We start from the raw sequence: 13,353 nt of genomic DNA, 5'->3' as shown, positions 1-13,353 counted from the left end.
GCCCTTTAAAGGACAAACTAGGAACATGTAGTCAATCAGACGTTAACGCAAAACAGGAAATTACAGCGAATTGTCTTGATTGGTCGGAAAATGGCGCTCCAACCCTTTGAAATCAAAGAGCTGTGGATCCAGAAGGTGGCTTGGTCGTGTGTTCATCAGAGCTTTGAACATGATTTGCCGGCGACCGGGGAAGTTTGCCTCCCACCCATCGAGGATCTTCTTGACTTGTTGGCGTTGCAAGCCGTCCTGTGACCCGCATAGGTCGCAGGGGATGATCGGATAATTCATCTGAGTGGCGAATCTTTCGCAGTCTGCCTCGGCAACATGGGCGAGCGGGCGATACACAAACAGATCACCTTCCTCATTAACCAGTTTCGGGGGCATTGTCGCCAGCCGCCCGCCGTGGAACAGGTTCATGAAGAACGTCTCGAGGATGTCGTCGCGATGATGGCCGAGCACGACTGCCGAACATCCTTCTTCCCGCGCGATTCGGTAAAGGTTGCCGCGGCGCAGGCGTGAACAGAGCGAACAGAAGGTGCGCCCCTGCGGGATCTTGTCCATCACGATCGAATAGGTGTCTTCGTATTCGATCCGGTTGGGCACCTGCATCCGCTCCAAGAACTCGGGCAACACGGTGGCGGGAAAGCCTGGCTGCCCTTGGTCCAGATTACAGGCCAGCAGTTCAACCGGCAGAAGGCCGCGCCATTTCAGCTCGTAAAGCGCGGCGAGCATCGTATAACTGTCCTTGCCGCCCGACAGGCAAACCAGCCATTTCGCACCGCGTTCGACCATTCCATATTGGTCCAGCGCCTCGCGCACATTGCGCATGATGCGCTTGCGCAGCTTCTTGAACTCGGTGGTCGAGGGCGCACCGTGGAACAGCGGGTGGATGTCATCCAGATCGTTGGTGATCAAATTTTCCATGGGCGGCGTCTAAGCACTTTCACCCGGTCTGGCAAGTGCTCAGGGGGCGTCAGGGTGGTCGTTGTTGTCCGTATCAGGCACCGGATCATAGCCGCACGATCCCCACGGGTTGCAGCGCACGATCCGTTTCGCTGCGAGCCAGCCACCCTTGATTGCGCCGTGTTTTTGCAATGCCTCAAGCGCATAGGCGCTGCAGGTTGGTTGATAGCGGCAATTAAAACCGACCCAAGGGCTGAAAACCAGCCGATAGGCCCGGATGGGCAAGGACAGGATGTAAACGGCGGGGTTCATGGTTTTTTGCGCGGCGCGTGGATCTGTTCGATGGCGTGGACGAGGTCGGCTTTCATCTTCAGATAATCACGGTTGGCGGTTTTTTCAGCGCGACCGATCAGCACATAATCCCAGCCGGGCTTGCCATGAGTCGGCAACACCTCGCGTGCGATGGCGCGCAGGCGACGTTTGGCGCGGTTGCGTGCCACAGCGTTGCCGACCTTTTTCGAACAGGTATATCCGATGCGTATCTGTTCGGGTGGGGCCGTTTCAGTGTCGCGCCTCTTGCGTGCCTGCAACAGGAAAGCAGGCGCGGGCGCACGGCGCGCGCGGGCGGCGGCCAGAAAATCCCGACGCTTGGTCAAAGTCGGAATGTTTGGATCATCCGCGCAAACGGAAACCGCCGCAGACCCTTCGGCCCCGGCGGTTTTCAATGTGCCAGCTTTGGGCGCAGACATACCTGCGGCCCGACGGCTTATGCGCTCAGCGATTTCCGACCGCGTGCACGGCGCGCGTTCAGGATCTTGCGGCCAGCCACGGTGGACATGCGCGCACGGAAGCCGTGGCGGCGTTTGCGAACCAGGTTCGAAGGTTGGTAGGTGCGTTTCATCGCCCGTCTCCGTCATTTTCGTCCCAATCCCGGTGGATTCGGAGCGAGGGTTATTCGAAGCCCGGTCTATAGGGGGCATTCGGGGCCAAGTCAAATACATGATGACAAGTTTTCGCAGACATTGTTACAGGTGGCCCCGTTTCGGTCACCTTGGTTCAATCACGCGTGAAGGGGGTGGGCAAGGCCGGATTATGCGCCCACCCTGCCAGCAACCCAACGTGAAGCAGGCGCCCGGTCAAAACCGCGGTGCCGGGCAGGAAAGATTCATGATGATGACCGATCCTAATTCGGATGCAAGCAACAAGGCGCGCCACCCGGCCCTGCGTCACATACCGCTGCTTGTGATCGTCGCGGTTGCCGTGATTGGAGCGTTCACGCTGCGCGACTATCTCAGCTTTAAGACCCTCGCCGATAATCGCGAGGCTTTGTTGGCTTTTCGTGATGCCAATTATGCTGCGACCATACTGGTGTTCATCGTGGCCTATGTGGTGATCGTCGGCTTTTCACTGCCCGGAGCCACCATTGCGACACTGACCGGCGGCTTCCTGTTTTCTATCTTTCCAGGCGTGATGTTCAACGTCACCGCAGCCACCATCGGCGCGACAATCATCTTTCTGGCTGCCCGCTGGGGGCTGGGCGAAAAGCTGTCCGCCCGGATGGAGGCAAGTGACGGCAAGATCAAAGCCATCAAGGATGGGATAGACGAAAATCAATGGTCGGTCCTGTTCTTGATGCGACTTGTCCCAGTCGTTCCCTTCTTTGTGGCAAACCTGATCCCCGCGCTTGTCGGCGTACCGCTGCACCGCTTCCTGATCTCGACCTTCTTGGGGATCATACCGGGCGGATTAGTCTATACCTCGGTCGGCGCGGGGCTGGGCGAGGTGTTCGCCCGTGGCGAAGCGCCCGACCTTGGGGTGATCTTCCAACCCCACATCCTTCTGCCGATGCTGGGGCTGGCGGCGCTCGCGGCCCTGCCCATGGCGCTGAAGCGTTTCAACAAAGGACCATGAGATGACACAGCGCATCAAGACGGACGTTTGTGTGATTGGCGGCGGCTCGGGTGGGCTGTCAGTTGCGTCTGGCGCGGTTCAGATGGGCGCGTCGGTCGTGCTGCTTGAGGGCCACAAAATGGGCGGCGATTGTCTGAATTATGGCTGCGTGCCGTCCAAGGCTCTGCTTCATGCGGCGAAGACAGGGATGGGTTGGGATAGCGCCCACGCGCACATCCGCAAAACGATTGCCACCATTGAGCCTCATGATTCGGTCGAGCGCTTCGAAGGGTTGGGCGTGCGTGTCATTCAGGACGATGGTCGCTTCATCTCGCCGACCGAGGTTGAGGTGGGCGACCACATCATTGAGGCGCGCCGTTTCGTGATCGCCACTGGATCATCGCCTTTCGTGCCGCCCATTCCGGGGCTGGACAAGGTGCCTTATTTGACGAACGAAACGCTTTTTGATCTGAAAGAACAACCCAAGCACCTGCTCATCATTGGCGGCGGGCCGATTGGGCTGGAAATGGCACAGGCGCATCGACGGCTGGGCTGCGATGTGACCGTGATTGAAGGTGCGAAGGCGCTGGGCAAGGACGACGCGGAACTGGCCGCGCAAGTGCTGGAAGTCTTGCGGGGCGAGGGGATCGCCATTGAAGAAGACGCGATGGCCGCCGAGGTGCGCGGTAAGGGCGGCGCGATCGAGGTGGAGGTCAAAGATGGGCGCGTCTTCAAAGGCTCGCACCTGCTGGTCGCGGTGGGGCGAAAAGCCAACACGGACAAGCTGAACCTAGACGCCGCAGGCATTGAGCAAACGCGCGCCGGCATAAAGGTGGACGCAAGCCTGCGCACCACGAACCGCAGGGTCTATGCGATTGGCGATGTGGCGGGCGGGCTGCAATTTACCCATGTGGCGGGGTATCAGGCGGGGGTGATTATCCGCTCGATGCTGTTTGGTCTGTCATCGAAGAACCGCACCGATCACATTCCCTGGGCCACCTATACCTCGCCCGAGCTGGCCCAAATTGGCCTGACCGAGGCGCAGGCGCGTGATAAACACGGCGACGGGCTGGACGTTGCGCGGTTTGATTTCGCTGGTAACGACCGTGCGATTGCCACCGAACAAACCGATGGGCTGATCAAGGTGATGGTGGTCAAGGGGCGGCCCGTTGGTGTGTCAATCGTGGGGCCGGGCGCGGGTGAAATGATCAACCTGTGGGCGTTGGCTTTCGCCAACAATTTGAAAATGAGCCAGATCGCCGGCATGGTCGCCCCCTATCCCACGATGGCAGAAGTCAGCAAACGTGTCGCTGGGGTCTATTTCTCGCCGCGACTGTTTGATAACCCTTGGATCAAGCGGATTGTCGGTCTGGTGCAAAAGGTCCTTCCGTAGCAAACCTAGGGCGGAGCGCGTACTGTGTTCAACACTCTTTCAGGCCGTTTCCTGATCTTGACGACGGTGTTCGTCATGCTGGCCGAAGTGTTGATCTTCGTGCCCTCGGTCGCGCGGTTTCGCGAGGATTACCTGAAAACCCGGCTGGAACGCGCACAGATCGCGTCGCTGGTTCTTCTTGCCGATGACATCATTGCACCCGATCTGGAAGCCGAGCTTCTGGAAAATGCCGAGGTCTATAATGTCGTCCTTCGCCGTGACGAAGTGCGCGAACTGATGCTGTCCTCGCCGCTGCCTGAAACGGTCGATCGCACCTATGACCTGCGCCAATCGACGCCCTACACATCAATCCGCGACGCGATGTTGCGCCTGTTCACCCCCGAACCCGAGGTAATCCGCGTCATCGGTGACCCTGTGCGCGAAGGCGGGCTGGTAATCGAAATCACAATGATGACCGGCAAGCTGCGCGCGGCGATGCTGGAATACGGGTTGAACATCTTCTATCTGTCGGCGGTCATCTCGGTCGTCACGGCAGGGCTTTTGTTCTTGGCGGTGCGGTCGCTGATGGTGCGGCCCATCAAGCGGGTGATTGACAACATGAAGGACTATGCTGCCGATCCTGAAGACGCCCGCAGGATCATGCAGCCCAGCACCAATGTCACCGAACTGCGCGAGGCGGAGCAGGCCCTGAGAAGTCTGCAAACCGAGCTGACCGGCGCATTGAAACAGAAAGAGCGGCTGGCCCAGCTGGGCGGCGCTGTCGCCCGGATCAGCCACGATCTGCGCAACATCCTGACCACTGCGCAACTGTTTGCCGACCGGATGGAGACAAGCCAGGACCCTACCGTCAAACGCGTGGGGCCGAAGCTTGTAAATTCAATCCACCGCGCGGTCAGCCTGTGTGAAAACACGTTGACTTTCGGCAAGGCGGAAGAACCCGCCCCGTCGCTGAACTGGATTACGTTGGCCGATCTGACGGGGGATATTTTTGACAGCGAACGGCTGTCAGCGGGTGACCACGACATTTCCTTTGCCGAGGATATTCCGGCAGGCCTGACCCTGCGCGCGGATCCCGAACAGCTTTACCGCGTTCTGTCGAACCTTGTACGCAATGCACGTCAGGCGATCGAAACATCGGGCAAACCGGGCGAGGTCGCGGTGCAAGCGACCGAGACCGACACCGATTGGCAGATACGGGTGGTCGATACCGGGCCGGGCTTGCCCCAACGGACAAAAGACCATCTGTTTCAGCCCTTCGCTGGCACCAACCGCAAAGGGGGGTCTGGCCTTGGGTTGGCCATCGCTGCGGAACTGGTGCGCGGCCACGGTGGTACGTTGAAGTTGGAAAAGTCGGGGCCGGACGGCACGGCGTTCCTTATGACTTTGCCCAAGGAAATCGACCACGAGGCATAAGACCACTGCACGTACCGCTTTCAAAAGCCGTGGCGCGCACGGAAACGCTCAACCTCGTTTCTTGATGGGTCTTGGCCGGTGAACAGCCGCACATAGGCGGGAACGCGGGCGATCCGATCGGCCGGGGCTTCGGCGATCTCCATCGCGATATACCCGGCCTGAGTATAAAGGATCGTCATTGCGCGAATTTCGGCGTCATCGGCTTCATATCCAAAGCGTTGGAACATCGCGACAATCGCGGTTTTCCGGCGGTTGTCTGCCTGATCTAGTCGCTGTTTTAGGTCGGCATCGGTTCGGGCCCAGTGCCGGATGGCGTTGTCCAGCGGGGCGTCGAACAGATCCCAGTCGACCCAGCAATCCTGCAGGTTGAACATAGCTTCGCAGATGGTTTCCGCATAGGCGTCGCACCGGTCGATCAAATTGCCGGTGTTCTTGTCTTCCCAGCGGGCAATCATTGCGTCCAGCAATGCCTCGCGATCGCGGAAATGGTGATAGAACCCGGTGCGAGTCAGCCCCAATTGCTTGGCCAGCGGCATGACCTTAACGGCGTCAACCCCGGCTTCCACTAACAGGTCCAGAGCCGCATCCAGCCACATCTGGTCCGAGGCGCGTGGGCGGTTTGGTGACAATTGGTTCATGGATGGGGTATAAGAAAACTTGACACAGGTGTCAAACATGATGACAGATATGTAAGATGGAGGACTCGCAAAAGGGAGGTTGCGATGAACGAAGTCGTTAAGCGGCGCCGCCGTGGCACTGCGCGCGCGGGGCGTGACGGCCAGCCCGGGCAGAATCCGCATCTGGAGCGCCCCTTCATCAAACGCGGCATTCCGACCTATGACATTCTGGGCACCGAGGCGCTTGAACAGATCGAGGCGACGGCCGAACGCATCATGGCCGAAATCGGGATCGAGTTTCGCGATGACCCCGAAACCGTCGCTCTGTTTCGCCAAGCGGGCGGGCAAGTTACGGAACTGGATGCAGACCGCTGTAACATCAAGTTCCCGCCCGGCATGATCCGCAAGATCCTGAAAACCGCCCCGTCCGAGTTCACCCAACACGCCCGAAACCCCGCGAACAATGTTCAGATTGGCGGCGACAATGTGGTGTTCGCCCCGTCTTATGGCAGCCCTTTCGTGATGGATCTGGACAAGGGGCGGCGTTATGGAACGATCGAAGATTTCCAGAACTTTGTGAAGCTGGGACAGGCAAGCCCTTGGCTGCATCATTCAGGCGGCACGGTCTGTGAACCCACCGACATTCCGGTGAACAAGCGCCATCTGGATATGGTCTATGCCCATATACGGTTCTCGGATCGGCCCTTCTTGGGGTCGATCACCGCGCCCGAGCGTGCCGCCGACAGCGTCGAGATGTGCCGCGTTCTGTTCGGCGCCGATTTTGTTGATCAGAACTGCGTCATCATGGGTAATTTCAACACGACCAGCCCGTTGGTGATTGACGGTGTAACCTCGCAAGGTATCCGCGAATATGCCAAGGCGGGGCAGGGATCGATCCACCTGCCGTTTCTGCTGGGCGGCGCGGTGTCGCCCTTGACCATGGCCGGATCGGTCGCACAATGCTTGGCCGAAAGCATGGTGTCTTGCGCGATTGCGCAATTGGAACGCCCCGGCGCCCCTGTGGTGCTGGCCAGCTTCCTCAGTTCCATGTCGCTACGCTCGGGCTCCCCGACATTCGGCACGGCAGAACCGGCGCTGGGCAGTCTGGTCTACGGACAACTGGCGCGGCGGCTGAATTTGCCCTTGCGCTGTGCTGGCAACTTCTCGACCTCGAAATTGCCGGACGCGCAGGCGATGCAACAGGCGATGATGTCGATGATGTCAGCCGTCCAATGCGGAGCGAATTTCGTTCTTCATTCTGCCGGATTTCTGGATGGGCTTCTGTCGATGTCTTACGAGAAATTCATGCTCGACCTTGACCTGTGCGGCGCGCTTCATTCCTATCTGGACGGGGTTGCGGTGAACGATGATACGCTGGGCTTTGACGCGCTGGCTGAACAGGGGCCGGGCGAGCATCTGTTTTCGACCCAACACACGATGCGCCACTACAAAACCGCCTATTACGACAGCGCGCTGGATGACAACCAGCCATGGGAGACATGGGGTGAACAGGGCGAGGTTAACATGGCAACCCGCGCCAACCTGCGCTGGAAAGCGCAACTGGCCGCCTACCAACCGCCGCCGATTGACCCTTCGACAGATGAGGCGCTGCAAGATTTCATCGCCCGCAAGAAAGCGTCAATGGACGACGCTTGGTATTAAGGAAAACGATATGTCCAACGATCCCCTTTTGCAGCCCTATCAATTGGGCCACCTGACCCTTCGCAACCGAATCATGACCACCAGCCACGAACCGGCTTACCCTGAAGATGGGATGCCGAAAGAGCGTTATGCCGCCTATCACGCCGAACGCGCGAAAGCTGGGGTGGCTTTAACCATGACGGCAGGATCAGCAGCGGTGTCAAAGGATAGCCCGCCCGTGTTTAACAACATCCTTGCCTATAAGGACGAGGTGGTGCCGTGGATCAAGAACCTGACCGATGCGTGCCATGAGCATGGCGCGGCGGTGATGATCCAGCTGACCCATCTGGGGCGGCGCACTGGGTGGAACAAGGGTGATTGGCTGCCGTCGGTCGCCCCCACACCGCACCGCGAACCGGCCCATCGCGCCTTTCCCAAAGTGATCGAGGATTGGGACATCGACCGCATTATATCCGATTACGCCGACGCCGCCGAGCGCATGAAGGCAGGCGGCATGGACGGGATTGAGCTTGAGGCTTACGGCCATCTTATCGACCAGTTCTTCTCGCCCCTAACTAACCGGTTGGACGGGCCTTACGGTGGTCGCACCCTTAAGACGCGGATGCAGTTTGCGCTGGACGTGATCCAGGCCATCCGCGATCGCGTCGGGCCCGAGTTCCTGCTTGGCATACGCTATACGGCGGACGAGGCGGAAAAGGGCGGCATCAGCCCGCACGACGGTTTGGAAATGGCGCGTACCTTCAAAGATACGGGGCAGATCGACTTCCTGAACGTAATCCGTGGACGCATTCATACCGATCCCGCGCTGACCGATGTGATCCCGGTGCAGGGGATGAAATCTGCCCCACATCTGGATTTCGCGGGTGCGGTGCGCGAGGCGACTGGGATGCCCACCTTCCACGCCGCGCGTATCCCTGATGTGGCGACGGCGCGTCACGCGGTCTCGGCGGGGCTTCTGGATATGGTGGGCATGACACGCGCGCACATGGCCGACCCGCATATCGTGCAAAAAATTGTCGAAGGGCGCGAGGATGATATCCGTCCTTGCGTTGGCGCAACCTATTGTTTGGACCGGATATATCAGGCGGGCGATGCGCTGTGCATCCATAACGCTGCCACCGGGCGCGAACTGACCATGCCGCATGTGATTACCCGCGCCACCCAAGCGCGCAAGGTCGTCGTGGTGGGCGCCGGTCCCGCAGGGTTAGAGGCCGCGCGCGTCGCCGCCGAACGGGGCCACGATGTGACAGTGTTCGAGGCCCAGCCAGACCCCGGGGGACAGGTGCGCCTGACCGCACAAACTCCACGGCGGCGCGAGATGATCGGCATTATCGAATGGCGCATGGCGCAATGCGCAACCCGCGATGTGACGTTTCATTTCAATACATGGGTCGAGGCCGCCGATATCATCGCGCTTAACCCTGACGTGGTAATCATCGCCACCGGTGGCCTGCCCAATCTTGAGTTGTTTGAAACGCAAGGCGAACAGGATCTGGCGATCAGCGCTTGGGACGTGATCGCGGGGGATGTGAAATGCGCAGGCGACGTGCTGATCTATGACGAAAGTGGCGACCACCCGGCCCTGCAAGCCGCCGAAGTCGCGGCAGAAACAGGCGCGCGGGTCGAGGTCATGACGCCCGACCGCACCTTTGCACCCGATATCATGGCGATGAACCTTGTGCCCTACATGCGCTCGTTGCAGCCCAAGGGTGTGCGCTTCACCGTGACCGAGCGGCTTTTGGACATTGCCCGCGACGGCAACCGTCTGCGCGTGACCATCGGCACGGATTATTCCGACCTAACCCGTCAGGCCAGCTATGATCAGGTGGTGGTAAATTACGGCACCGTGCCGATGGCGGATCTGTATTTCGACCTGAAAGAAGCGTCCTTGAACCGGGGCGAGGTGGATCAGAACGCTCTGACCCAAGGGCGCGCGCAGACCATCCACACCAATCCAGACGGCGCATTCCAGTTGTTCCGTATTGGCGATGCGGTGGCGGCGCGCAACACGCACGCGGCAATCTATGACGCGTTGCGGCTGGTCAAGGACATCTGAGGGGCGCGCCTTGCGTCAGGCGCCCTGCTGCACACGTTCGATATAAGCGCGTAATTCGCCGGCTTCATGCCGCGCATCGCGCAGGCCGTCCATCGCAGCGCTTAGTTCGGCCTCGGTCTGGTGCAGCTGATTGGACATCTCGGCCTCGCGCTGTTGCAGGTATGCTACGGCCTGATCGCGGGTTTCTTCTGCCTCGTGCAGGGCTTGGGCCATCCTGTCCAGCTCGCCCATCTCATCGCCGGGAACCTGCACGAAACGATTGATCAGCCAATGGGCAAACCACCCCAGCGCAAAGGCCACGAACAGGATGATGGCAGTGACGATGATAAACTCGGTTCTGTTCATCGGCGAAAGTCCTTGCTTGTTAGCCTAGCGTTCAGGGCGTGGTTGGGGGCGGGCGTCGTCGTCGTCGGGGGTTGCGACCTCGGGCGGGGATTCTGCGTCGGGGTCGGTGGTATCGTCGCCTTCTTCTGCCGGATCAGGGGCGTCCGAATTGCTGGCGCCGTCGTCCGGTTCTGTTGCGTCATCGTCCGAGGCTTCGCCGTCTTCGTCGTCAGTCGTCGTTGCTTCTAACAGGCGGAATTCGATGCGCCGATTGGCTTCGCGACCTGCAGCGGTGGTGTTATCGGCGATGGGATCGGCTTCGCCATATCCTTCCGCTGTCAGGTTTGTGGTCAAAATGCGGCGGGTTAAAAGCGCATTAAGAACCGCTTGGGCCCGGCTTTTGGACAGGGCAAGGTTCATTTCTTCGCGCCCTTGGCTGTCGGTGTAACCGGCGATTTCCATGCGGACATCGGCGCAATCCTTCATGATCTCTGCGATCTTATCGACCGACTCCGCCGCTGACGCCTCGATATTCGCGGAACCGGGGGCGAAAGTGATCTTGGCCTTGGCAAGCACCGCGTTGATGTCGGCAGCACATTGTTCCGGGCTGGGTAGGGCGTGGCGCGGGTCCAGTTCCTCTTTATACTCCACACTGACCTGAAAATTCTCCGACGCACCCAGTTTTTCGCTGAGGATGCGCGAGACTGCGGCACTAGCGTCTTGGTCGCCGGTCAGGCCGCTGATATCCACGACCTCAGGCTGAACCACAGCTGCGCCGCTGGTCAGATATGACAGCGCGTCCAACGCGGCCAGAACCCGGGTGGGCCAGTCGGTCGGCAGGTCCTGGTCCAGCCGTGTTGCGGGATAGACATTGGCCGTTCCGAACTTGGCGCGGGCAAAGCTTTCGGTCGCGCTGCGCAGGGTATCGTCGGTCAGACGTCCACGAAGCTGCACAAGCCCTTCGGGGCTGCGGGTGGCGACGAACTCGGGCGGCCCTTCGCCTTCGCCACTACCATCAATCTTGACCGGGGCGGGCAACACGGAATGCAGGGAATAAAGGTCGGGCAGGTCGTTTTCCAACTCGCCCACGATACGGTCAAAGGCCGATTGTTGTGTGGTGTCGGGTGCCACAAGCGTCACATCGGCATCCGAGAAGGTGATCGAGCCGCCGCCCAGTGCCTTCACGGCCTGAATGCCGGTTTCGACGGCGTCCGGCCAATCGGGCGAAGGCACGCCCAGGCCCAATGTACATGTGGCGCCACCGGTCAAGCCCGCATCGGTCGCGGCAGCGATGATCTTCTTGCGGCCCTCGGTCGTGTGGGCCGAACAGGCATCAAAACGCGCGCCTTTGTCGTCGATCATGAAGCGCAGGGTAAAGGGGGTAATCACCGGGCGCGGGGCCGCAATATCAATCGACAAACGTGCCGCGCGCGGGGATTCACGTTTCAGATTGCGCGTCCAGGTCGTCTTTTGGGCCTCGCTGTCAGCCAGCGCGGTGATCGCCACCTTGTCCGCATCCATCGAGATCTTCGAACGTGGCAATGTCTCAAGCGCATAGACAGCGAAAGCCAGCACCTCGTCCCACGTGGCGGGAACCGGATAATCGGCCACCTCAAGCAAATCGGTGACATGGGCGTCGCCGGCAATGGCGCGGACATCTTCGTTCAGCCCGTCCCGGTCGGATTTCGCGGGGATTAGCCCGATCATCGAGATGCCGGCATCGTTGCGCAGAATCTCGATCGAAAAGCGCGGCGGATCAATGGCGTCGGCGTCTGGGATAATCACGTTGTCGATGACGCGGGTTGAATCGACGACCGTCCCCGCGGTGGACAGGGCGCGAAACCGCGCGGCTTCGTTGGGTGCGACACCCGACAGGATGACTTGCAGACCATCCGCCTGAACTTGGGTCCATTCGTGTCCTTGCAAGAAAAGCTCGCGCTTGACCGAATCCAGCGATGACCGCTCGATCGACGAAACGGTTAGGTTTGCCACCAACAATGACACCAAAGCTGCGACGAAGAACGAGGCAGGAACCAAAAGTACTTGCGAAAGGCGCATACTGAGCAGCGTCCGTTAACGTGAGAATCCTATGCTACTTAAGGCGTGTCGCGGGCCTATGCAATCATACCAAAACGGCGACGGCAAGAAACAGCACGGGAATAAGGCCGGTGCTTCGGTTGGATCGAAACAAGCGTAAGCAGGTGTCTGGGTCGTCGGGCTTTAGCTGCCTGAGCTGCCACATCATGTGCCATCCCATGAACCAAACGCCACCAAGCGCTATGACCAAAGACAGCACGTTTTCACTTGGAACAAACACAAGCCCAAAGGAAAATGCCATGAGCGCGACGGTCAGAGCCTGGAAGAAAAACAGCCATGTGCGGCTGTTGTCGCCAAACAGCCGCGCGGTGGATTTAACCCCGATAAGGGCGTCATCTTCGGTGTCCTGATGGGCATAGATCGTGTCATAAAACAGCGTCCAGGCGATGCCTGCGGCATATAGCACCACCGCGGGCCAGCCAAGGCTGCCCGTATGCGCGGTCCACGCCAACAGCGCGCCCCAGTTGAAGGCGATGCCCAGAAAGACCTGAGGCCACCACGTGAACCGTTTGGCGAACGGATAGATGGCGACCGGAGCCAGTGAAACGACGCCAAGCAGAATGGTTGCGCCGTTGAAAGTCAGCAAGATCCCAAGCGCGATCAAGGATTGCAGCGCCATCCAGATCGCCGCCTGCTTTGCCGTGACTTGCCCGGACGGAATGGGGCGGCTGCGCGTCCGTTCGACCTTTGAGTCGATGTCCCGGTCGGTGATGTCGTTCCAGGTGCAACCTGCGCCACGCATCAGCCACGCCCCGATGGCGCAGCCCAGCATGATCCACAGATCGAACCAGCCAAACCGCCCCGTATGGCCCGCCGCCAGAAGCACGCCCCACCAACAGGGCAACAGCAAAAGCCAAGTGCCGATGGGACGGTCAGCCCGGCTCAGGCGCAGGTAAGGGCGGCTCCAGCCCGGTGCACGACGATCGACCCAATTGCCGGTATAGGCATCGGCGACCTGCCCTTTTGGCTCTGGCATATTGGCGTTTTGGGTCATAGGT

Annotated in this window: 13 protein-coding genes; 5 read left to right on the top strand and 8 right to left on the bottom strand. The window is 59.9% G+C overall.

Annotated features, from left to right (window positions below):
* Positions 1-60: 60 nt before the first annotated feature.
* From ttcA to rpmH, 4 genes are read right to left on the bottom strand one after another with little or no spacing between them, the layout of a single operon-like run.
* On the bottom strand, positions 61-924 hold the full coding sequence (ttcA, locus tag MN186_RS07980; RefSeq protein WP_255743922.1) for a tRNA 2-thiocytidine(32) synthetase TtcA: 864 nt from the start codon (positions 922-924) through the stop codon (positions 61-63).
* Between the two features lie 39 nt (positions 925-963).
* Positions 964-1,215, bottom strand: a complete 252-nt coding sequence (yidD, locus tag MN186_RS07975; RefSeq protein ID WP_242113838.1) for a membrane protein insertion efficiency factor YidD — start codon at positions 1,213-1,215, stop codon at positions 964-966.
* On the bottom strand, positions 1,212-1,652 hold the full coding sequence (rnpA, locus tag MN186_RS07970; RefSeq protein ID WP_242113837.1) for a ribonuclease P protein component: 441 nt from the start codon (positions 1,650-1,652) through the stop codon (positions 1,212-1,214). The genes yidD and rnpA overlap by 4 nt, the downstream gene beginning before the upstream one ends.
* 17 nt (positions 1,653-1,669) lie before the next feature.
* Positions 1,670-1,804 (bottom strand): 50S ribosomal protein L34, encoded by a 135-nt coding sequence (rpmH, locus tag MN186_RS07965; protein WP_242113836.1) that lies wholly within the window; start codon positions 1,802-1,804, stop codon positions 1,670-1,672.
* Between the two features lie 272 nt (positions 1,805-2,076).
* On the opposite strand from rpmH, the gene MN186_RS07960 reads away from it, so the two are divergent.
* From MN186_RS07960 to MN186_RS07950, 3 genes are read left to right on the top strand one after another with little or no spacing between them, the layout of a single operon-like run.
* Positions 2,077-2,814, top strand: a complete 738-nt coding sequence (locus MN186_RS07960) for a TVP38/TMEM64 family protein (protein WP_242113907.1) — start codon at positions 2,077-2,079, stop codon at positions 2,812-2,814.
* 1 nt (position 2,815) lies between these two features.
* Positions 2,816-4,186: a dihydrolipoyl dehydrogenase family protein gene (locus tag MN186_RS07955; protein ID WP_242113835.1), complete on the top strand. Its 1,371-nt coding sequence runs from the start codon at positions 2,816-2,818 to the stop codon at positions 4,184-4,186.
* A 24-nt stretch (positions 4,187-4,210) separates the two neighbouring features.
* Positions 4,211-5,599 carry a sensor histidine kinase gene (locus tag MN186_RS07950; RefSeq protein ID WP_242113834.1) on the top strand — a complete coding sequence of 463 codons (1,389 nt, stop codon included), beginning with the start codon at positions 4,211-4,213 and terminating at the stop codon, positions 5,597-5,599.
* A 20-nt stretch (positions 5,600-5,619) separates the two neighbouring features.
* On the opposite strand, the gene MN186_RS07945 is transcribed toward MN186_RS07950, so the two are convergent.
* Positions 5,620-6,237, bottom strand: a complete 618-nt coding sequence (locus tag MN186_RS07945) for a TetR/AcrR family transcriptional regulator (protein WP_242113833.1) — start codon at positions 6,235-6,237, stop codon at positions 5,620-5,622.
* 84 nt (positions 6,238-6,321) lie between these two features.
* Here MN186_RS07945 and MN186_RS07940 point away from each other — a divergent pair, with 84 nt between their 5' ends.
* Both MN186_RS07940 and MN186_RS07935 read left to right on the top strand, forming a co-directional pair.
* A complete protein-coding gene (locus MN186_RS07940; RefSeq protein ID WP_242113832.1) occupies positions 6,322-7,878 on the top strand; it encodes a trimethylamine methyltransferase family protein in 1,557 nt (518 codons plus the stop codon).
* A gap of 10 nt (positions 7,879-7,888) precedes the next feature.
* Positions 7,889-9,934 carry an NADH:flavin oxidoreductase gene (locus MN186_RS07935; protein ID WP_242113831.1) on the top strand — a complete coding sequence of 682 codons (2,046 nt, stop codon included), beginning with the start codon at positions 7,889-7,891 and terminating at the stop codon, positions 9,932-9,934.
* A gap of 15 nt (positions 9,935-9,949) precedes the next feature.
* Here MN186_RS07935 and MN186_RS07930 read toward each other — a convergent pair whose 3' ends face one another.
* The 3 genes from MN186_RS07930 to ubiA all read right to left on the bottom strand — a co-directional run bounded on the left by MN186_RS07930 (position 9,950) and on the right by ubiA (position 13,349).
* The gene (locus MN186_RS07930) at positions 9,950-10,279 is read right to left on the bottom strand and encodes a hypothetical protein (RefSeq protein ID WP_242113830.1); all 330 of its coding nucleotides are present in this window, start codon (positions 10,277-10,279) and stop codon (positions 9,950-9,952) included.
* A 24-nt stretch (positions 10,280-10,303) separates the two neighbouring features.
* Positions 10,304-12,316, bottom strand: a complete 2,013-nt coding sequence (locus MN186_RS07925) for an OmpA family protein (RefSeq protein WP_242113829.1) — start codon at positions 12,314-12,316, stop codon at positions 10,304-10,306.
* A gap of 64 nt (positions 12,317-12,380) precedes the next feature.
* Entirely contained in the window at positions 12,381-13,349 is a 969-nt protein-coding gene (gene ubiA / locus MN186_RS07920; RefSeq protein WP_242113828.1) for a 4-hydroxybenzoate octaprenyltransferase, read from the bottom strand.
* Between the last annotated feature and the right edge of the window lie 4 nt (positions 13,350-13,353).

It is taken from the genome of Aliiroseovarius sediminis (genome assembly GCF_022678485.1).
GTDB classification, from domain to species: domain Bacteria; phylum Pseudomonadota; class Alphaproteobacteria; order Rhodobacterales; family Rhodobacteraceae; genus Aliiroseovarius; species Aliiroseovarius sediminis.
This window is presented reverse-complemented; position numbering and strand designations above follow the sequence as displayed.

Coding starts and splice junctions, on each gene's coding strand:
- ttcA (WP_255743922.1), bottom strand. CDS start 924: ATGGAAAATTTGATCACCAACGATCTGGATGACATCCACCCGCTGTTC.
- yidD (WP_242113838.1), bottom strand. CDS start 1,215: ATGAACCCCGCCGTTTACATCCTGTCCTTGCCCATCCGGGCCTATCGG.
- rnpA (WP_242113837.1), bottom strand. CDS start 1,652: ATGTCTGCGCCCAAAGCTGGCACATTGAAAACCGCCGGGGCCGAAGGG.
- rpmH (WP_242113836.1), bottom strand. CDS start 1,804: ATGAAACGCACCTACCAACCTTCGAACCTGGTTCGCAAACGCCGCCAC.
- MN186_RS07960 (WP_242113907.1), top strand. CDS start 2,077: ATGACCGATCCTAATTCGGATGCAAGCAACAAGGCGCGCCACCCGGCC.
- MN186_RS07955 (WP_242113835.1), top strand. CDS start 2,816: ATGACACAGCGCATCAAGACGGACGTTTGTGTGATTGGCGGCGGCTCG.
- MN186_RS07945 (WP_242113833.1), bottom strand. CDS start 6,237: ATGAACCAATTGTCACCAAACCGCCCACGCGCCTCGGACCAGATGTGG.
- MN186_RS07940 (WP_242113832.1), top strand. CDS start 6,322: ATGAACGAAGTCGTTAAGCGGCGCCGCCGTGGCACTGCGCGCGCGGGG.
- MN186_RS07935 (WP_242113831.1), top strand. CDS start 7,889: ATGTCCAACGATCCCCTTTTGCAGCCCTATCAATTGGGCCACCTGACC.
- MN186_RS07930 (WP_242113830.1), bottom strand. CDS start 10,279: ATGAACAGAACCGAGTTTATCATCGTCACTGCCATCATCCTGTTCGTG.
- MN186_RS07925 (WP_242113829.1), bottom strand. CDS start 12,316: ATGCGCCTTTCGCAAGTACTTTTGGTTCCTGCCTCGTTCTTCGTCGCA.
- ubiA (WP_242113828.1), bottom strand. CDS start 13,349: ATGACCCAAAACGCCAATATGCCAGAGCCAAAAGGGCAGGTCGCCGAT.